The following is a 19,569-nucleotide window of genomic DNA, read 5'->3' as shown; positions in this document are numbered from 1 at the left end:
CGGCCGTCGATCCCACCCGAGAAGTTGCTCAGGGCGATGCTCTTGCAGGCGTTCTACTCGATCCGCTCGGAGCGGTTGCTTATGGAGCGGCTGGAATACGACCTTCTGTTCCGCTGGTTCGTGGGCATCGGCGTCGACGATCCAGCCTGGGACCATTCGGTGTTCTCGAAGAATCGCGAGCGGCTGCTTGAGGGCGACATCGCGGCCAAATTCCTGAGTGCGGTGCTGGCCCAGCCCAAGGTGAAGAAGCTGCTGTCGACAGATCACTTCTCGGTCGACGGCACGCTGATCGAGGCCTGGGCTTCGATGAAGAGCGTCAAACCGAAGGACGGCTCTGGCGAGCCGCCGGCCGGCGGCGTCGGGCGCAATGCCGAAGCCGACTTCCACGGCCAGAAGCGGACTAACGACACGCATGCCTCGACCACCGATCCGGACGCAAGGCTCTACAAGAAGGGCAAGGGCAAGGAGGCGAAGCTATGCTTCATGGGTCATGGGCTGATGGAGAACCGCCACGGCCTGTTGGTCGACGCCTGCCTGACGCTGGCCGACGGACATGCCGAGCGGGTGGCGGCGTTGCACATGATCGAACCTCGCGCCGACCGGCCCCTGGCCATCACACTTGGCGCTGATAAGGCCTATGACACGGAGGACTTCGTCAATGAGTTGCGCGCGATGAAGGTGACGCCGCACGTGGCGCAGAACACGAGAGGCCGAAGCTCGGCGATCGACGGACGCACGACGCGGCACAGCGGCTATGCCGTCAGCCAGCGTATCCGCAAGCGCATTGAGGAAGCCTTCGGCTGGATCAAGACGGTCGCCCGCCAGGACAAGACCCGCTTCCGCGGCCGCGACCGCGTCGAATGGGCCTTCACCTTCGCAGCCGCCGCTTACAATCTGGTGCGACTGCCGAAGCTCATGGCGGTGCCAGCATGACCCCCCGTCCCACGGCCACGCCAAACTGCTCGACAGCTCAATCCAAATCTCATCACAACGGCGATTAAGCCATCCCGAAAGCCAGACGGGACACTTCTTCAACAGCCTGCTAGAGGGTGTTCGAGCGAAGCATGTCCTCGGGCTTGACCCAAGGATGAATACCGGACTCCTTTGTTTCGAGGCAAGTTGTGACGTCTGCTCGCTTGGGGGGCGACGGTTCGAATGAATTCATACCAGCGTCCGGAAAGTTGACTCCGGATCCGCGGTGCGATCCTCTCCAAGTGACAGCCGTTCTCATCCCGCCGATCAAAGGTTAACCTGAAATCGGCTAACGCCGCGAAATCTGTTCGGCCTCCGGTTGGGTGTGGCGGATCGCTGCGTTGCGCGTAATCGTTCCGGCGCGAAACCTTTCTCTTTTCATCCCCTCTTAAGGAGGGTGGAGCTTGCCGGACCGGCCCCGGTGTGAAACCGTGCGGCGGGAAAACGCGATTGTGGTTCGCGCATCCCGCGCCGACAACCACGGAGGATCAAATAGATGGCCGAGGAGCAGGCTCAACCGAGTGGACCAGACCTGACGCAGGGTGTCGATCCCGGCGATTTTAGGGATGGAAAGCTGGCCGGCCATGTCGGTGACCAGGAGGTCCTGTTGGTTCGCGAAGGCGCCGAGATTTTCGCGATCGATGCCCACTGCAGCCATTACCATGGACCGCTCGCTGACGGGCTCGTCGTCGATGGCGCTGTCCGGTGCCCGTGGCATCATGCCTGCTTCGACCTGCGCACCGGCGAAGCGACCTGCGCGCCGGCTTTTAACGCGCTCAATGTCTGGCAGGTCGAGCAGCGGGACAGCCGAATTTTCGTTGGCAAGAAACGTGAGCAGCCGGCAGTCAAGATCGCGAATCCTGATCGCCCTGAGAAGATCGTGATTGTCGGTGGCGGCGCGGCGGGTTTTGCGGCCGCTGAGATGCTGCGTCGACAAGATTACAAGGGCAGCATCGTCATGCTGAGCAGCGACGATGCGGCGCCGGTCGACCGGCCGAACCTGTCGAAAGATTATCTCGCCGGTTCGGCGCCGGAGGACTGGCTACCGCTGCGTCCCGACGATTTCTACCAGCAGGCGGGCATCGACCTGCGGCTTTGTACGACCGTTACCGCTATCGATCCGTCAGCGCGCCAGCTTTCGATCAACGGCGATGTGATCGGTTACGATCGGTTGTTGCTGGCGACCGGAGCAGAGCCGGTGAGGCTGCCGATCGCCGGAGCAAACCTGCCACACGTCCATACGTTGCGGTCGCTCAAAGATTGCCGTGCCATCATCGACGCGGCCAAATCGGCCAACCGGGTGGTTGTGATCGGCGCGAGTTTCATCGGTCTCGAGGTCGCGGCCTCTTTGCGCACCCGCGGGATCGAGGTCCATGTCGTCGCGCCTGAATCTCGTCCGATGGAGCGTATTTTCGGTGCGGAGATGGGCGATTTCGTCCGCGCGCTGCATGAAGAACACGGCGTCGTATTCCATCTGGAGGACACGGTCACGGCGATCGGCGAGAAGAAGGTGACGCTCAACAGCGGAGCAACGCTGGAGGCCGATTTCGTCGTCTTTGGCGTCGGCGTAAAGCCGCGCCTGGAGCTTGCGGAAAAGGCGGGACTGAAGATCGACCGCGGTGTTCTTGTCAATGAATTCCTGGAAACAAGCGCTCCCGGCATCTTTGCGGCCGGCGACATAGCGCGCTGGCCCGATCCGCGTTTTGGGGAGAACATCCGGGTCGAGCACTGGGTGGTGGCGCAGCGCCAGGGACAGATCGCTGCGCGCAACATGCTGGGACACCGCGAAAAGTATGATGCTGTTCCGTTCTTCTGGAGCCAGCACTATGATGTGCCGATCAATTATCTCGGACATGCGCTAAAGTGGGATCAGATCGAGGTCGACGGGAGCGTCGCTGACAGGGACTGCCTGCTGCGCTACAAGCATCAGGGGCGCGTGCTGGCGGTATCCTCGATCTATCGGGACATCGAGCATCTCAAGGCGGAAGTGGCGATGGAGCGCGCCGTCGTCTCCTGAAGTTCGACCCTGGGTGTGGAATGCGCCGGGTTGAGACGGAGCGATCCGTGAGTGAACAGCCAGATGATCGCAAATTCACACTGTTCGATACCGCGATCGGCATCTGCGGTATCGTCTGGACCGTGCGTGGCGTCGAAGCGGTGCAGCTGCCGCTGGCAGATAAGGATAAAAACCGGAGGCGCATCCGCCAGCGTTACGGGAGCCTCGCCGAGGCAGTTCCGCCCGGCGCCGTGCAGACTGCGATCGACGGCATGATCGCGTTGCTTGAGGGAAAGCTGGTCGATTTATCCGGTGTGGCGCTCGATCTCGGCGGCGTATGCGAATTCGATCGCCGCGTTTACGACATCACACGGACCATTCTGCCGGGCAGAACGATGACCTATGGCGGCATCGCCAAACGCCTCGGCGGCGTTGAACTGTCGCGCGATGTCGGCCAGGCGCTCGGCCGTAATCCATGTCCGATCGTGGTGCCTTGCCATCGCGTGCTTGCAGCCGGGGACAGGCCGGGAGGCTTTTCGGCGAACGGCGGCGTTGCAACCAAGCTGAAAATGCTCGCCATCGAGGGCGCGATCGTCAATCACACGCCTGGCCTGTTCGATTGATCCGTTCCGCATTGCGGATCCCGGTTCCGGTTTGCAAATCCGGCGGTTTATGGGTCAACCGTCGATGCCTCATTGCCGCCGCCGTGGTAAGGTGCTGTTTATTCGTTTTCGAGTGACGATGTGCCGAGGTTTTGATCCGGGAGCAGATGCCGCATCGCGCGGAAAACGCGTCAAAATAATAAAGGCTAAGGCTGGCCGGACCAGCTCCAGCAGCCCGGAGACCGAGTTGAGCGGTGTTACCCCAGATCCATCCAGTCAGGACGGCGACCCGCTTACGTCGGCGGGACTTGAACTGACGCGAGCTCTGCAGCGCGCAAGGTGGGCGATCGCATGGGAGAGGGCGTGGCCGCATCTTGCGCGGCTGCTGTGTGTCGGCGGGCTGTTTCTGGCGGTTTCCTGGGCCGGTGTTTGGCTCGTTCTCCCGGTAGTGGGACGAGTCGCTGCCCTTGCCGCATTTGTTCTGCTCGCCGTTGCGGCGGCAGCACCTGCCGTCAGATTCCGCTGGCCCAGCCGCGAGGAAGCATCGAGCCGGCTCGATCGCAGCACCGGCCTTCCCCATCGTCCCGTCACTGCGCTCGCCGACACGCTGGCGACGCGGGATCCGGTCGCGCATGCCTTGTGGCAGGCACAGCGCGCGCGCACGTTGACCGCGATCGGGGGCTTTCGCGCCGGGCTGCCGTCGCCGCGGCTACCGCTGCATGACCGCTGGGCGCTGCGATCGCTGGTGATGGTGCTGATGGTCGCGACCTATTTCGCGGCGGAAGGCGAACGGATCGAGCGCGTGGCTGCTGCGTTCGACTGGTATGGTATGCTGACATCGGCCAATGTCAGGGTCGATGCCTGGGTGGCTCCGCCGCCTTATACCGGCAAGCCCCCTATCATCCTGTCCAAGACCAACGCGGATCCAGCGTCCTTCGATAGCGGGCCGCTTCCGGTGCCTGCGGGCAGCACGCTGATTGTGCGTTCGAGCGGAAGCAGCTTCCATGTCGCGGTCAGCGGCGGCGTGATTGAAAAGACCGCCGCCGATAAGCTCCCGGAAGGTACGAACGAGCGGCGCTTCACCATTTCCGCGGACGGCACGGCTCAGGTGCGCGTGCCGTCGGGGCAACCGCTCTGGGCATTCAGCGCAATCGCCGATCGCGTCCCGGCCATATCGCTGGCCAAGCGGCCGGAACGCCAGGCGCGCGGATTGTTGAAGATGTCCTATCGCCTGGAGGACGATTACGGCGTGACCGAAGCCCATGCGGTATTTTCGACCCGACCCCAACCCGCTGCAAAGGACGGGACGGCCGCGCGCCCGCTATTCGACCCGCCGCAATTCGCGCTGGTGTTGCCGAATGCCAGACCCCGCAGCGGAATCGGGCAGATGGTCCATGATCTGAGCGAAAGTCCCTATGCGGACGCCGAAGTGACCTTGACGTTGACCGCGCGCGACGATGCAGGAAACGAGGGGCGCAGCGACCCGCTTGCCCTCCGGCTGCCGGAACGCGTGTTCACCAAACCGCTTGCGCGCGCGCTGATCGAGCAGCGCCGCATCCTGGCGCTGGACGCCAATCAGAACAGGCAGGTCCATACGGCGCTCGATGCTCTCCTGATCGCGCCGGAGGTGTTCACACCCAAGGTGGGGGAGTATCTCGGTCTTTACAGCGTCACGAAGCAGCTCGAGGAAGCGCATATCGATGCCCAGTTGCGTGATGTCGTCGAAAGTCTCTGGGGGCTCGCCGTAAGCATCGAGGACGGCAATATCACCGACGTCGAGAAGGCGCTGCGCGCCGCGCAGGAGGCGCTGAAGGAGGCATTGGAGCGGGGCGCGAGCGACGAGGAAATCAAGAAGCTCACGGAGAAGCTGCGCGCGGCGCTGGATAATTACCTGCGCCAGCTGGCCGAACAGATGCGCAACAATCCGGAGCAACTGGCGCGCCCGCTTGATCCCAACAGCAGGGTCATGCGCCCGAAGGACCTCGACAACATGATCGAGCGCATGGAGCGTCTGTCTCGCTCCGGCGACAAGGACGCCGCCAGGCAATTGCTCGATCAGTTGCAGCAGATGCTCGAGAATCTGCAGATGGCGCAGCCGGGCCAGGGTGAGGAAGGTGATCTGCAGCAGTCGCTGAACGAACTCGGCGATATGATCCGAAAGCAACAGCAGTTGCGCGACAAGACCTACAGGCACGGTTTGGATTCGCGTCGCGATCCGGATCACGGCCAGGAGCGCACCGGCCAGAATGCCATGGGCGGCCTGCAGCGGGATCAGCAGGCGCTGCATGACAGGCTCCGGACATTGCAGAGGGAACTCGCCAAGCGCGGAATGGGAGCGAGCCAGCCGGGCGACGAGCTTGGCCAGGCCGATTCCGCAATGGGCCAGGCGGACGGCCGGCTCGGCGAAGGCAATGCCAATGGCGCCGTCGGCGCGCAGGGCCGGGCACTCGATGCGCTGCGCAAGGGCGCCCGGAGCCTTGCCGAGGCCGTGCAGCAGGGTGAAGACGCGTCGGGTAGCCGATTGGGCCGGCGGAGCGGCGGTCAGACTGACCCCTTGGGGCGTCCGCTGCATGGTCGCGAGTTCGGCAACGATACGACGGTCAGAATTCCTGGCGAAATCGACGTGCAGCGGGTCCGCCGCATTCTCGAAGAGTTGCGCCGCCGCATCGCCGATCCGTCACGGCCGAAAATCGAACTCGACTACATCGAACGGTTGCTCAAGGATTACTGATCGGTCGGTCGGTCGCCGCCGTCAATGCCCCGGCGACGGCGGAGCGGATACCGGCCACCGAAAACGGCTTCGTAACGACATCGTGCACGATGGCATTCAGACCCGACGCGCGCTCGCGCTGATCGGCGAAACCTGTCATCAGCAGGATGATCAGGTCGGGGAAATCGCGTGCTGCGGAAAGGGCCAGCGCGATGCCGTCCATGATCGGCATCTTGATATCGGTGAGCAGCAGATCGAAAGCACGCGTGTCAGCCGTCAGAATATCCAGCGCTTCCGCGCCGTCAGCCGCAGTCACTGTCTCATGGCCATCCATCGCGATGGCGCGTGCGACCAGCGAACGCATCGAGTCCTCATCGTCGGCGATCAGAACCCGCGCCATGAGTCAGGCCCCGTCTCCGACCGCAAGGTCCTGCCGGTTAAAAAAGCGAACATCGATAGTGCGGCCTTCAGGCGGCGGGGACGCCAGCCGTGTCCGGAACCAGACATTTTCGCCCGGCTTGAGCGCGGCCTGCTCGAGCACTGCGTTCCACGCGTAAATCTCCGTCTCGTGCATGTCCCGGACGCTAAAGCGCAGACGTGGCAATTCGACGGGCTTGCGGCTTCGCGCGACGATCATGCCTTCGATCACCAGCACCGGCTTGCCGTCGACGGCTTCGGTCGAGGTCTTGACGTCCTTGAACGTCAATCCACGCAGGTTCACCTCCAGTCCGGTCAGCCGATAAAAGGTTGCGGTTTGCGGCAGCAGTCGCACGATTTCAACGCGCCAGATGACGAGAGCCAGTACCATCGCCGCCATCGCGATGCAGAACGTATTCAGGCTGATCGCCGGCCGGCGAAAGACGAATAAGGACCTGAGCCGGTCGCGGAGCCGCGAAGCAATGGAAAGCGTAGGCTTGTTATCCCGAGTCGTATTGTCCTGGGGCGTATTGTCCTGTCGGGCCGGCGAGGTCCAGACGCCGGCGAGGTCCTGTTGCTGCCCCCCGAGTTCGGGGGATATCGGCAGATCGCTGGCGATCGACGGACTATCGACGGACGGCATGTCCGCGGTCTGCTGATGATCGGTCCATCCCGCCATTTCGTCCGCTCCCGCCATCGTGGGGACGCGAACCCTGGCGATGTTGTCGGGCGTCGCCCGCCATGTTTCCTTGCAGCGCGAGCAGCGCACGGTGCGGCCCGTTCTGCCGAAACTTGCGGGATCGACAGCATAGGATGTCGTACAGTGTGGGCAGACAATGTGCATGGACGAATCGCCGGAAGTGATGCTGCCGAAATCTACGCGCCGACCGTTAACGAATCGGAAACCATAATCGACGCACAAAAGAACGATGGCGGGGACTCTATGATCTTGATTTGACGCGTTTTCCTCACGCGAACCAGAAATCGGAACACAAGGCTTGATCCGGTTCGAAAATGTTGGCTTGCGTTACGGGCTCGGCCCGGAGATTCTGCGCGACATCAGCTTTCATCTTCCCGCCCGTTCCTTTCAGTTCCTTACCGGTCCGTCCGGCGCGGGGAAAACCTCCCTGCTGCGGCTGTTATTTCTGTCGTTGCGGCCGACGAGGGGGCTTGTCAACCTGTTCGGTCAGGACGTTTCGCTGCTCAGCAAGGATGCGATCGCTGACCTGCGCAAGCGTATCGGAATCGTGTTGCAGGACTTTCGCCTGCTCGACCACATGACCACTTATGAGAATGTCGCGTTGCCGTTCCGGGTTATGGGCCGCGATGAATCCACCTATCGTCGCGAGGTGATTGATCTTTTGAAGTGGGTGGGTCTGGGCGAGCGCATGGACGCGCTACCGCCGGTCCTGTCCGGCGGGGAGAAGCAGCGCGCGGCGATCGCTCGCGCGGTGATCGCGCGGCCGCAGCTTCTGCTGGCGGACGAGCCGACCGGCAACGTCGATCCGACGCTCGGGCAACGCTTGCTGCGGCTGTTCATTGAGCTGAACAAGTCCGGCACGGCGGTCATCATTGCCACCCACGATATCGCCCTGATGGATCAGTACGACGCGCGGCGGTTGGTGCTGCATCAGGGACGGCTGCACATCTATGAGTAAGGCAGGGGACGGTCACGATGTGCTGATGGATCTCGGGCGGGAACGCCCGCAGGTGCCAATCCGCGCGCGCAATATGTCGCCGATCGTGCCGCGTGCGTCGATCGCAGGCCGTGCCCTGGTGGCCGTCGTCGCCATCATGACGTTTCTGGCCTCGATCACGACCGGGGGGGTGCTTCTGATCAGCGCTTCGGCCGCGGAATGGCAATCCGAGGTCTCGAGCGAGATCACCATCCAGGTGCGTCCCGTCGCCGGCCGCAACATCGAGCACGATGTAACCGCGGTCGCCGCCGCGGTTCGCGAGCATCCGGGAATCCTCGATGTCAGGCCGTACACCAAGGAGGAGTCGGGCAAGTTGCTGGAGCCCTGGCTCGGCAGCGGTCTTTTGCTCGACGATTTGCCGGTACCGCGCATGATCGTGGCGCGCGCCGCGCCGGGGACCAGGCTCGATCTGGAAGGGCTTCGCAGCCGCGTGACGCAACTGGCGCCATCGACCAGCGTGGATGACCATCGCGCCTGGATCGACCGGATGCGATCGATGACCAACGCCACCGTGTTCGCGGGCATCGGTGTCCTTGCGCTGGTCATCGTTGCGACCATTATCTCGGTATCGTTCGCGACCCGGGGGGCCATGGCGGCCAATCGTCCGATCGTCGAAGTGCTGCATTTCGTTGGGGCCAGCGACCGTTACATCGCCAATCATTTCCTGCGGCATTTTCTGCGGCTCGGACTGAGGGGCGGCGTGATCGGTTGTGTCGCCGCGATGCTGATGTTCGGGTCCTCCGAATCGATCGCCAACTGGTTCTCCGGAACGCCGGTAGGGGATCAATTTGCGGCGCTACTGGGCACGTTCTCGCTGCGCCCGTCCGGCTATCTTGTGCTGGCTGGCCAGACGGTCCTGATCGCGGCGATCACCGCCTGGGCGTCTCGCCGCACATTGTTCGCGACGCTTGATGAGATCGATTGAGCGACCGTCGTCCTTCCGACGCTGCCGGACTCCACTTCGCCCAAAAACGCATTAAAATCGGGGGCCAGGGATACCGAACGGATGAGTGAACAAACACGTCACGACAAAGCGGAAGCTACGCGCGGGATGTCGGCGCGTCGGCGCGGAATGTTACTTGCGACCTTGGTCGCCGCAGCCGGGATCGCCTTTGTCGGGGCGGGAGTGGGCTTCGTCGGATTTCTGTCGCAACTGCGAGGGGTGGAGACAAAGCCCGTCAATAATGCGGACGGCATTGTCGTGCTCACCGGCGGCTCGTCGCGGATTTCCGATGCCGTCGAGTTGCTGGCCGGCGGCTACGGCAAGCGGCTTCTGATTTCGGGTGTTCACCCGACCAATGGAGTCAGCGATATCTCGCGCTCGCTGCCGGACAGCCAGCAACTGCTGACGTGCTGCGTCGATCTCGATCGCTCCGCCGTTAACACCCGGAGCAACGCAAGCGAGACGCGGCGCTGGGTCGACGAGCAAGGATTCCGCTCGCTGATTGTGGTGACATCGAATTATCACATGCCCCGCGCCATCGTCGAACTGTCGCACGCGATGCCGAACGTCACCTTGATTCCGTTCGCGGTCATCGGCGACAAGTGGCGCGAAGAACCATGGTGGACAAGCGGCACCACGCTGCGGCTCTTGTTGTCTGAGTATGTCAAATACCTTGCCGCGGAGGCGCGGGTTCGTCTGGCTTATCTTGGTCTCGAATTTTTCCCTGAAAACGGCGAGCAGCCGACCGGCGCATTAGAGCCGCGCCGCCCGGCTCCGGGCTAGTTTGAAATCGCTCCTCTGATGGACCAGAAGCTGGATCCGCCTTCTGGTGATGCGTTTATCGGGAGCTGGTTCGCTCAAAAGCGCCATAGCGCATGTTCCCTGAAGAGCGGACACGGGTTTTGTGATTAGAATACGCGCCGATTGGCGCCACGGAATTGGGATGCTTGATGATTTCGATCTTTCTGCGATCGCTGGTCTTCAATGTTTTGTTCTACCTGACGATGGCAGTCTGGATCATTGCCGCGTTGCCGACATTTATGATGCCGCGCGCGGTGCTTGTCAGGACAGTGAAGGCTTGGGGGCGCTGGAATATCTGGCTGATGCGCGTCATCTGCGGCACCCGCGTCAAAATTCTCGGGGCCGGGAGGATTCCAAGAGGCCCGTTGATCGTCGCCTCGAAGCATCAGTCGATGTGGGAGACCTTCGCCCTGTTTAGTCTCATTGATCAGCCGGTTTTCATCCTCAAGCGCGAGCTGACCTGGATTCCGTTCTTCGGCTGGTATCTGATGAAGACGGGCATGATCGGAATCGACCGCAAAGCCGGCATACGCTCGCTCAAGATGCTGGCTCGCATGACTCGTGAGCAGATGCATCTCGGGCGCCGGCTTGTCATTTTCCCGGAAGGCACGCGACGTCCGATTGGAGCCCCGCCCGCCTACAAGAGTGGCGTCGCCTTGATCTATGCCGAAGCCGGCGTACCGTGCGTGCCGGTGGCGCTCAATTCCGGTCTGTGCTGGCCACGTCGGACGTTCCTGCGTTATCCGGGAACGATCACGGTTGAATTCCTCGATCCGCTGCCGCCGGGATTGCGGCGCGATGAGTTCATGTCGCGCTTGATGGCGTCGATCGAAGGGGCGACTGCTTCCCTGGTCGAGGCGGGACGGCGTGAGCAGGTGCGGCTGTTGGGTCGGGCGTCGGATGCGCGGTCGACGGAGGATTAGAGAGCGATCCGAAATGTGGCAGGCGGCTGTCAATTGAAACGGCTGTCAATTGAATCCTTGCTCGCCCAAGGCGTTCAACTGCAGCTGTTGTTCGACGTGCCGGCATCCGCATCTACCCGGGCACAGGCGCGTCATTGTGTAGCAATTCGGCCAGTTCGTGAAGTTTGGGGTCGCGAAATCCCTGCGATTCGATCGACTTCACGGTCGACAATACGTAGTCGCGATTATGTCCAGAGCGGCCGTGTCCCTGCCGGACATAACGGACCTGTTCCGTCAATGTCAGCCGTCCGGCATACTGGACATGTCCGCGATCGACCACATAAGCGAGTGCGCCGACCCGCCGGCGCGCGTCGTCCTCGAGCCACACGGAGCGCATCACCTCGCGGTAGACGTGGGTGGTCTGCTCGCGCCCGCGCAAGTACGCGATCGTTGTTTCGCGGCGGCTGGCTGCAACGCGGAATGCGATGCCACGGCAGGCGCCCCCCCGGTCAAGCCCGAGCACCAGCCCCGGTCTTTCCGGCGTTCCGCGATGATCGAATGAATAGACGCAGAGCGCCCGGTGCTCCCCGATCAGCCGCGCCGGTACCTGCTCGGCAAAATCGAATCCCGGTCGCCACATCAGAGACCCGTAGGCAAATACCCAGAGATCGCTCTCGGAACTACCAAGGGCCGGCTCGACTTGTCGCTGCACACTCATTGCGCCCCGCCCAGAGCATATTCCATGAAGCAGGATACCGGGTTTGCGATCAGATTCGCACAAGCTATTATATTGAGAGCGTTTTTATGGCTGATCGGGAATCCGCCTAACCCGCATGATATGTTTTAGCAGAGCCGCACGATCAGACGAAACGGAACTGGAGGGGCTGGTTTTGCGGAAGCTGCGCGACTATGGTCAAAGACCCCCGCTGACCTGACGAATTCACGAGCCCCCTTCCGCATGAACGCTGCCAACGCCTCTCGCAAGCACCGTCTTTGGCCTGTCTTTGTCATGCCCGTGCTGGTGGTCATCGCCGCCGCGGCGTGGAGCGCGTTCTGGTTTTATGCGGCTTCGCAGGTCGATCAGACCGTCGATGCCTGGCGCGCGCGCGAGGCCGCGTCCGGGCGCATCTATGATTGCGCCAAACGGACTGTCGCGGGATTTCCCTTCCGTCTTGAGGTTCGCTGTGTGGATGCGACGGTCGAGCTGAAGTCGCAGACGGCCGATCAGGCGGCGATGGCGCCGGTGACTGCGCGGCTCGGGGATATCCTGGTGGTCGCGCAGATCTACACCCCGAAACTGCTGATCGCAGAGTTCAAAGCCCCGGCAACGCTATCCCAACATGGACAGCCGGAAATGATCGTTAACTGGAGCACCGCGCGCAGCAGCATTGTCGGATTGCCCGGTGTTCCGCAGAGCGCGGATATCGTCTTCGACGATCCGGTGATCGACCGCGTCGCGGCCACGGCGCGGACCCCGGTCGCGCGCGCCAAGCAAGTGGAGCTTCACGGCCGCATCGCGGAGAATTCCAGACCGGATCGCCCGGCGATCGAGACCGTCCTTGAATTGACCGGGGCGACCATTGGCGATGTTCATCCGGTGCTGACTGCGCCGTTCGATGCCGATGTCCGCGCGATTGTACATGGACTGAAGGATTTCACGCCAAAACCCTGGCCGGCGCGGTTTCGTGAATTGCAGGCGGCCGGCGGCCGTATCGAGATCAAGCAGTCGCGCATCCAGCAGGGCGATCTGATCGCGATAGCCGCAGGCTCGCTCGGACTCACCGCCGACGGGCACCTTGACGGCGAATTGCATATGACAGCCACCGGTTTTGAGAAGGTGATTCCAGCACTCGGAATCGAGAAAATGCTGGAGCAGGGGGTCCCGCAGGACACTCTCGATAAGGTCGCGCCCGGTGTGAAGACACGGGATATCGACAATCTGTTCGGCGCGCTGGACCGGGCGATTCCGGGGTTGGGCAAGGCCGTGCGTGAAAACGCCAATGTCGGTGTCGTGGCGGGCCTCGCCGCGATCGGTCGGGAGGCAACGCTGGAAGGCAAAAAGGCGCGCTCCTTCCCGTTGCGATTCGTCAACGGCGCAGTTTTCGTTGGGCCGCTGAAGGTCGCCCAGACGCCGCCGCTGTTCTGAGAGCGGCGCTTAGAGCCCGTTTGGAAAATCAGGGATGAGCGTTTCTGCGGATGAGGACGCCGCCCATGGCGACGTGGATCATGGCGGTTGAGACGTCGATGCGGCGCTCGTAGTCGCGAACGAGCCTGCGCCAACGGATCATCCAACCGAAAGTTCGTTCGACGACCCAGCGACGCGGTAGGACTTCGAAGCCCTTCTGACCGTCGCGGCGACGGATGATTTCGATCACGAACCGTAGATAGGTGGCCTTGTCCATCAACTGCAGCCGGTCGTAAGCGGCATCGGCGAAGAGATGTTTCACCCACGGCCAGCGTTTGCGGATCGTATTGAGGATCGCCTGCGCTCCGGCGCTGTCGGAGATATCGGCGGTCGTCAGATTGACCATCAACAGCCGCCCGTCGGTGTCGACCGCGATATGGCGCTTGCGCCCGACGATCTTCTTGCCGGCGTCATAGCCGCGCGTCTCGCCATGCGGCGCTTTGACCGACTGGCTGTCGATCACCGCAGCAGACGGGCTGGCTTCGCGACCTTGCCTTTCCCGGTCGAGCATGAGTTCGATGTCATGGATCGTTTGGAACAGGAAGCGCCGCGCCAGTTCGCGGAACCAGCCGTAGACCGTCCGCCAATGGCCGAAATGCACGGGCAGCATCCGCCAGCCGCAGCCCGAGCGCACCAGATACCGTACCGCGTTGATCACTTCGCGAAATTCGATCTCCCGCGGCCGCCCCCTGCGTCCGGGCTTCGGCATCAGCGGCGCGATCCGCTCCCATTCCTCGTCCGTCAGGTCAGACGGGTAGCGCTTGGTCTTCCGGGCGATCTTGGCCATTCGGCCTCGCTGCTTGCGTGTCCACATCCGAAGTGTGAATCATATTCGCAACGACACCGGAATCTCGGCCCAGCCCAATTTTCAAACAGGCTCTTAGAGCTTTTCCGCTTCTGATGGAATCAGAAGCGGGCTCTATGATTTTGATTTGACGCGTTTTCTTCACGCGAACCGGTATCCACTTCGCTCGAAAACACTATAGAACCGTTTACACAGGTTTTTTCTGCGCATCGGTCTGCAGCCGCCCGAAATCGGGAGCCGCGGAATCCTGGCCGATCTCGACGATGCCGCGGCGGATCGCGCGGGTGCGGGTAAAGTGCTCAAAAAGCGCTTCGCCATCGCCGCGGCGCATGGCGCGCGTCAGCTTGGAGAGATCCTCGTTGAAGGTGCCGAGCATTTCCAGCACCGCATCCTTGTTGGTCAGGAATACATCACGCCACATAGTGGGATCGGAGGCCGCGATACGCGTGAAGTCGCGGAAGCCGCCGGCGGAAAACTTCATCACCTCGGAGGAGGTGACTTCGCCCAGTTCGTCCGCGGTGCCGACAATGGTGTAGGCGATCAGGTGCGGCAGATGGCTGGTGATCGCCAGCACGAGGTCATGATGCTTGGGGGTCATGATCTCGACCCTGGCGCCGATCGCGGTCCAGAACGCGCGCAACCTGTCGACGGCGGCGGCATCCGTTCCGTCCGGCGGCGTCAGGATGCACCATCGATTGATGAACAGTTCGGCAAAGCCGGAATCCGGACCCGAATGTTCAGTGCCGGCCACCGGATGCGCGGGCACGAAATGCACGCCAGCGGGCAGATGCGGGGCCATGTCGCGGACGACGGCGTCCTTTACCGATCCGACGTCGGAGACGATGGCGTCCGGCCTGAGGTGGGATGCGATCTCCTGCGCCACCGCGCCGCACCCGCCGACCGGAATGCAAAGAATCACAAGGTCTGCGCCATCAGCGGCTTCGGCGTTGGTGTCCACCACGCGGTCGGCGATGCCGAGTTCTGTCACCCGCGCACGCGTCTTCGCGGAGCGTGCGGTGACGACGATTTCGCCGGCAAGACCGCGCATACGCACGGCGCGCGCGATCGAACCGCCGATCAAGCCAAATCCGATCAGCGCGAGCCGCTGGAACAGGGGTTCAGCGGTCATGTCCGCGCCATGAAGTCGCGCAAGCCGTCCGCGACCAGGCGGTTGGCTTCCTCGGTGCCGATGGTCATGCGCAAGGCGTTCGGCAGGCCGTAATTGTCGAGCGCGCGCAGCACGAGGCCGCGTTTGGTCAGGAACGCGTCGGCCTCGGACGCCGTCTTGTCCTTGGCGTCCGGGAAATGGATCAGGATGAAATTGGTCACGCTGGGCGTGACCTTGAGGCCGAGCTTTGTCATTTCGTCCGTGAGCCAGTTGCGCCACTTTTCCGTATGCAGCCGGGTCATCTGGACGTGCGCGGTGTCCTCGATCGCAGCCGCGGCCGCAAGCATGGCCGGCGTCGAGACGTTGAAGGGACCGCGAATCCGGTTCACCGCGTCGACAATATGCGCCGGACCGAACATCCAGCCGATCCGCAGCGCCGCGAGGCCGTGAATCTTGGAGAATGTGTGCGTGAGCACGGTATTTTCCGTCGTCGCCACCAGTTCGATGCCGAACTCGTAGTCGTTGCGCGACACATAATCCGAATAGGCGCCGTCGAGCACCAGCAATACGTGCGATGGCAACCCCGCGCGCAGCCGCCGGATTTCGTCGAACGGCAGATAGGTGCCGGTCGGGTTGTTCGGGTTGGCGAGCCAGACCATCTTGGTCTTCGGCGTGACCCGCTCGAGGATTGCGTCGATGTCGGCGGTGTAGCCGGTCTCCGGCGCAACGACGTTTGTCGCGCCGTTCGCCAGGGTCGCGATCGGATACACCAGAAAGCCGTGCGTGGTCGAAATGGCTTCATCGCCGTGGCTGAGGAAAGTATGCGCCAGCAGGTTGAGGATTTCGTCCGAACCCGCGCCGCAGATGATGCGGTCCGGGTCGAGTCCGTAGGCGCGTCCGATGGCTGCGCGCAACACGCGCGAGGTGCCTTCCGGATAGTCTTCGAGGTGAGCGGCGGCATCGCGGTAGGCGTCCATCGCCCTGGGCGATGGGCCGAACGGCGTTTCATTGGCCGACAGCTTGAACACTTTGCGCCCCGCCTCCGGCGCCGGACTCTTGCCGGGCGTGTAGGGCGCAATATCGAGAATGCCGGGATTCGGCACCGGTCGGGACATCATTTGCTCCGGACTAGAGCGTTTTCGCGTCCGAGCGAATCAGAAGCGAAGCCCTAGATTGTTGTTTTGACGCGTTTTCTTCACGCAAACAGGTCATCCGCTTCGCTCGAAAACGCTATCGGGACGTTACGGACGATCCGCCCTGTTGGATGGCATCGTATAGCGCGTTGCGTGACTGCCGACGAGAGCCGTCGAGCGCACCGACGCGCCGGCCTCGATCAGCGCGGATTTGATCGTGTCGAGGCTGGTGCCGCCCGTGATGGACACCAGCAGCGCCGCGCCGTCGAAGGCGGTATCGGGCACGGCAACGATCTCGGCGAGCGGTGACAGTGTCCGGGCGGTATTGGCATTCCAGCCGGAGACGCGCACGCTCCAGGTCTCCACTTCCGTGACCCGCGCATCGTCGGCGACCCGTGAAATCACGAACACCGGCAGCGCGGCCGGATGATCGGCGCGCTCGATGAAGGGCAGGCGGGCGATGATCCTGGGCGCGCCGTCGGCTTCCAGCGCAAGCCACCACGGCGCGCGGCTGGAGGTCGCCGAGACGAGCGCGAGGTCGCCTTTCGCATTCGCCACGGCTTCCACGGCGGCCTGCGCGTTGAAATGCGGCACGAAGGGTATGGTGAAACCGAAATGGAAACGCGCGGAATCCCGCATGGCGGATTCACCGAGCGACAGATCGGCGTGCAGCGAGAACGGCGCCTGAACGTAGGTGAAGGTCGCGATGATGACGCGCCAGATGCTTTCGACGGTGTCGAGCGGCAGGATGCCACGATGACGCTGCGCCAGACGCCGCATCATGTCAGCTTCGCGCGCCGGACGAAATGCGGAGCCGACCTCCTGGGTCTGCTTCACCGATATCAGGCGGTCAATGATGTCGCCGCGACGCATCAGCAGGCCGTGAACCTGCTCGTCGATGGCATCGATCTCTTTGCGCAATTCCTGCAGAGACGGAGGCGCGGGGGCGGTTTTCGTCATGATGCAACCTGTCGGCCGTGTGGAGGAGCGTCGGCCAGCGGTTCGCTTCTAACATTCGCATCCCGTTTCAGCGAGCCTTCTTGCGACTGCGTTTGCGTGGACAGTTGGCAGGCAGCCCGCTTGTCTTGACGAAAAGCGTGCAGCGGGCTACTTTTCGTCCCCGTGGTCATTTGAGCCGGCCGGCTTGCAGCCACGTTAAACAACTTGCTAAACAGGCCGGGGACAGCGAAATCCTGATCCCGGCCGAACCCAAGTTCGGGCCGGGTTTTTTATGGCCTGCGATCCGGCGGCTTCTCCAGCCGCCGGCGGAGGTCAGCGGCAGGATGGTGAAGGTGCAATCAGTATCGAGCCCGGTTCAGGCCGAGTATCGGGCTCAGGAAGCGGATCATCCCACTTCGCAGGTCGCAACCTTCGGAAGCGATCACCCGCTCCCGCTCGATTGCGGTATCGATCTCGCGCCGTTCCAGATCGCCTACCAGACCTACGGTGAACTCAATACTGCAAAATCCAATGCTATCCTGATTTGCCATGCCCTTACCGGGGACCAGCATGTGGCCAACCATCATCCGGTGACCGGAAAACCCGGCTGGTGGGTGACCCTGGTGGGGCCTGGCAAGCCACTCGACACCAGCAAGTATTTCATTATCTGCTCCAACGTGATCGGTGGTTGCATGGGCTCGACCGGCCCCGCCTCGATCAATCCCGCGACCGGCAAGGTATGGGGTCTGGACTTCCCCGTCATCACCATTCCCGACATGGTGCGCGCGCAAGCCATGCTGATCGACCGCCTCGGAATCGATACGCTGTTTTCGGTGGTCGGCGGCTCGATGGGCGGCATGCAGGTGCTGCAGTGGTGCGTGGCCTATCCGGAGCGCGTGTTTTCAGCGCTGCCGATCGCCTGCAGCACGCGCCACTCCGCGCAAAACATCGCGTTTCACGAACTGGGGCGGCAAGCGGTGATGGCCGATCCCGACTGGCGCGAGGGCCGCTATGTCGAGCAGGGCACCCATCCCCACCGGGGCCTGGGCGTGGCGCGGATGGCCGCGCACATTACTTATCTGTCGGACGCGGCGCTGCACCGCAAGTTCGGACGGCGGATGCAAGATCGCGAGTTACCGACATTTTCGTTCGATGCCGATTTCCAGGTCGAGAGCTATCTGCGTCATCAGGGGTCGTCATTCGTCGAGCGCTTCGACGCCAACAGCTATCTCTATCTGACGCGGGCGATGGATTATTTCGATGTCGCGGCCGATCATAACGGCGTGCTGGCGGCGGCGTTTCGCGATACCCACACCCGGTTCTGCGTGGTCTCGTTTACGAGCGACTGGCTGTTTCCGACGTCCGAATCGCGGGCGACCGTGCATGCGCTCAATGCCGGCGGTGCGCGAGTTTCATTCGCCGAGATCGAGACCGATCGCGGCCATGACGCCTTCCTGCTCGACGTTCCCGAATTCTTTGACATCGCGCGTGCATTCCTGGAATCGGCGGGAAAGACCCGGGGCCTGGCTGATGCAGGGCAATGAGATGAGCGTGGAGCAGCCGTCGCTGCCGTTGAATGGGGTCGCTCCGCGGGCGGCTGACCGTTATCGCAGCGATCATCTGCTGTTGGCGGGGATGATCGAGTCCGGTTCAAGGGTTCTGGACGTCGGTTGCGGCGACGGCGATCTTTTGCAACTGCTCGAGACGCGGGGCATTGATGGCCGCGGCATCGAGCTGTCGCGTGAGGGCGTCAATCGTTGCGTGGCCAAAGGCCTTGCCGTGGTGCAGGGCGACGCCGATACCGATCTCGCCAACTATCCCGACGACGCCTTCGATTACGTCATCCTGTCGCAGACCCTGCAGGCTACGCGGCAGCCAAAAACGGTGCTGGAACATCTGCTGCGGATCGGCCGGCGCGCCGTCGTTTCGTTTCCGAACTTCGGTCACTGGAAGATGCGTGTTCAGCTTCTGATCGGTGGCCATATGCCGCGCACGGACAATCTGCCGGCGACATGGTACGACACCCCGAATATCCATTTCTGCACCATCAAGGATTTCGTCCAGCTCTGCGACGAAATCAACGTCAAGATGGAGCGTGCGGTCGCGCTTAATCTGTACGGGCGGCCGCTGCGGTTCAACGCGCCTTGGTGGTTCTGGAACATGTTCGGGGAACAGGGCGTGTTCTTGCTCAGCCGAGGGGAAGAAGGCCGCTAAGGCTTCGGGACAGGACGAATGAATGCGCGCCTTTCGCGGCGATCACGTTCGTGATGTTTGGATCGACCGGCTGATTGATCATCCTGATTTGGCTTCGTGAATTTTCATTTCTGGGGCTCGGAACTGCGTTGCGGCGCAACGTGGC

General features: G+C 62.5%; 18 protein-coding genes and 1 riboswitch (1 of these 19 running past the window's edge). Of the genes, 11 read left to right on the top strand and 7 right to left on the bottom strand.

All coding sequences use genetic code 11. From position 1 onward, the window contains the following. From NB311A_RS10025 to NB311A_RS10010, 4 genes are all read left to right on the top strand, one after another. Positions 1 to 933: the 3' portion of an IS5-like element ISNisp7 family transposase gene (locus tag NB311A_RS10025; protein WP_009797950.1), read on the top strand. Its footprint begins 159 nt before the window's first position; 933 of the gene's 1,092 nt are visible here — the last part of the coding sequence; its start codon lies beyond the left edge, outside the window; the stop codon is at positions 931 to 933. 535 nt (positions 934 to 1,468) lie between these two features. Beyond that, positions 1,469 to 2,989, top strand: a complete 1,521-nt coding sequence (locus NB311A_RS10020; RefSeq protein ID WP_009798421.1) for an FAD-dependent oxidoreductase — start codon at positions 1,469 to 1,471, stop codon at positions 2,987 to 2,989. 20 nt (positions 2,990 to 3,009) lie between these two features. Then, positions 3,010 to 3,591 carry a methylated-DNA--[protein]-cysteine S-methyltransferase gene (locus NB311A_RS10015; protein ID WP_009798420.1) on the top strand — a complete coding sequence of 194 codons (582 nt, stop codon included), beginning with the start codon at positions 3,010 to 3,012 and terminating at the stop codon, positions 3,589 to 3,591. A 226-nt stretch (positions 3,592 to 3,817) separates the two neighbouring features. Continuing rightward, complete coding sequence (locus NB311A_RS10010; protein WP_040674852.1) at positions 3,818 to 6,301, top strand: TIGR02302 family protein; 2,484 nt, start codon at positions 3,818 to 3,820, stop codon at positions 6,299 to 6,301. On the opposite strand, the gene NB311A_RS10005 is transcribed toward NB311A_RS10010, so the two are convergent. Together NB311A_RS10005 and NB311A_RS10000 are read right to left on the bottom strand one after the other, a co-directional pair. Continuing rightward, positions 6,288 to 6,680, bottom strand: coding sequence for a response regulator (locus tag NB311A_RS10005; protein ID WP_009798418.1), 393 nt, complete (start codon positions 6,678 to 6,680; stop codon positions 6,288 to 6,290). The genes NB311A_RS10010 and NB311A_RS10005 overlap by 14 nt on opposite strands. 3 nt (positions 6,681 to 6,683) lie before the next feature. Then, positions 6,684 to 7,541, bottom strand: a complete 858-nt coding sequence (locus tag NB311A_RS10000; RefSeq protein ID WP_009798417.1) for an MJ0042-type zinc finger domain-containing protein — start codon at positions 7,539 to 7,541, stop codon at positions 6,684 to 6,686. 154 nt (positions 7,542 to 7,695) lie between these two features. On the opposite strand from NB311A_RS10000, the gene ftsE reads away from it, so the two are divergent. The 4 genes from ftsE to NB311A_RS09980 all read left to right on the top strand — a co-directional run bounded on the left by ftsE (position 7,696) and on the right by NB311A_RS09980 (position 11,061). Further along, positions 7,696 to 8,355: a cell division ATP-binding protein FtsE gene (gene ftsE / locus NB311A_RS09995; protein WP_009798415.1), complete on the top strand. Its 660-nt coding sequence runs from the start codon at positions 7,696 to 7,698 to the stop codon at positions 8,353 to 8,355. Continuing rightward, a complete protein-coding gene (locus tag NB311A_RS09990) occupies positions 8,348 to 9,319 on the top strand; it encodes an ABC transporter permease (RefSeq protein WP_009798414.1) in 972 nt (323 codons plus the stop codon). The genes ftsE and NB311A_RS09990 overlap by 8 nt, the downstream gene beginning before the upstream one ends. 81 nt (positions 9,320 to 9,400) lie before the next feature. After that, positions 9,401 to 10,120, top strand: a complete 720-nt coding sequence (locus NB311A_RS09985) for a YdcF family protein (protein ID WP_009798413.1) — start codon at positions 9,401 to 9,403, stop codon at positions 10,118 to 10,120. A gap of 167 nt (positions 10,121 to 10,287) precedes the next feature. Further along, positions 10,288 to 11,061: a 1-acyl-sn-glycerol-3-phosphate acyltransferase gene (locus tag NB311A_RS09980; protein ID WP_009798412.1), complete on the top strand. Its 774-nt coding sequence runs from the start codon at positions 10,288 to 10,290 to the stop codon at positions 11,059 to 11,061. Positions 11,062 to 11,173: 112 nt separating this feature from the next. Here the strand turns inward: NB311A_RS09980 and NB311A_RS09975 are convergent, their stop codons facing one another. Beyond that, positions 11,174 to 11,758: a gamma-glutamylcyclotransferase gene (locus tag NB311A_RS09975; RefSeq protein ID WP_040674704.1), complete on the bottom strand. Its 585-nt coding sequence runs from the start codon at positions 11,756 to 11,758 to the stop codon at positions 11,174 to 11,176. A 240-nt stretch (positions 11,759 to 11,998) separates the two neighbouring features. Here NB311A_RS09975 and NB311A_RS09970 point away from each other — a divergent pair, with 240 nt between their 5' ends. Continuing rightward, positions 11,999 to 13,186, top strand: coding sequence for a DUF2125 domain-containing protein (locus NB311A_RS09970; protein ID WP_009798410.1), 1,188 nt, complete (start codon positions 11,999 to 12,001; stop codon positions 13,184 to 13,186). A 28-nt stretch (positions 13,187 to 13,214) separates the two neighbouring features. Here NB311A_RS09970 and NB311A_RS09965 read toward each other — a convergent pair whose 3' ends face one another. The 4 genes from NB311A_RS09965 to NB311A_RS09950 all read right to left on the bottom strand — a co-directional run bounded on the left by NB311A_RS09965 (position 13,215) and on the right by NB311A_RS09950 (position 17,231). Next, the gene (locus NB311A_RS09965) at positions 13,215 to 14,039 is read right to left on the bottom strand and encodes an IS5 family transposase (protein ID WP_116394730.1); all 825 of its coding nucleotides are present in this window, start codon (positions 14,037 to 14,039) and stop codon (positions 13,215 to 13,217) included. Between the two features lie 178 nt (positions 14,040 to 14,217). Continuing rightward, positions 14,218 to 15,159 carry a prephenate/arogenate dehydrogenase family protein gene (locus NB311A_RS09960; protein WP_009798409.1) on the bottom strand — a complete coding sequence of 314 codons (942 nt, stop codon included), beginning with the start codon at positions 15,157 to 15,159 and terminating at the stop codon, positions 14,218 to 14,220. Continuing rightward, a complete protein-coding gene (locus tag NB311A_RS09955; protein WP_040674847.1) occupies positions 15,156 to 16,253 on the bottom strand; it encodes a histidinol-phosphate transaminase in 1,098 nt (365 codons plus the stop codon). The genes NB311A_RS09960 and NB311A_RS09955 overlap by 4 nt, the downstream gene beginning before the upstream one ends. Before the next feature lie 126 nt (positions 16,254 to 16,379). Beyond that, positions 16,380 to 17,231, bottom strand: a complete 852-nt coding sequence (locus NB311A_RS09950) for a chorismate mutase (RefSeq protein ID WP_009798407.1) — start codon at positions 17,229 to 17,231, stop codon at positions 16,380 to 16,382. Positions 17,232 to 17,383: 152 nt separating this feature from the next. Further along, a riboswitch (SAM riboswitch) is annotated at positions 17,384 to 17,463 on the top strand. 91 nt (positions 17,464 to 17,554) lie between these two features. Between NB311A_RS09950 and NB311A_RS09945 the strand changes: the two genes are divergently transcribed. Beyond that, positions 17,555 to 18,754, top strand: a complete 1,200-nt coding sequence (locus tag NB311A_RS09945; protein WP_040674844.1) for a homoserine O-acetyltransferase — start codon at positions 17,555 to 17,557, stop codon at positions 18,752 to 18,754. A gap of 1 nt (position 18,755) precedes the next feature. After that, positions 18,756 to 19,424 (top strand): methionine biosynthesis protein MetW, encoded by a 669-nt coding sequence (metW, locus tag NB311A_RS09940; RefSeq protein WP_040674842.1) that lies wholly within the window; start codon positions 18,756 to 18,758, stop codon positions 19,422 to 19,424. The last annotated feature ends 145 nt before the right edge of the window (positions 19,425 to 19,569 follow it).

It is taken from the genome of Nitrobacter sp. Nb-311A, from assembly GCF_000152905.1.
GTDB lineage: Bacteria > Pseudomonadota > Alphaproteobacteria > Rhizobiales > Xanthobacteraceae > Nitrobacter.
Note: the sequence above shows the minus strand (reverse complement) of the source record. Positions and strands in the feature narration are given on the sequence as shown.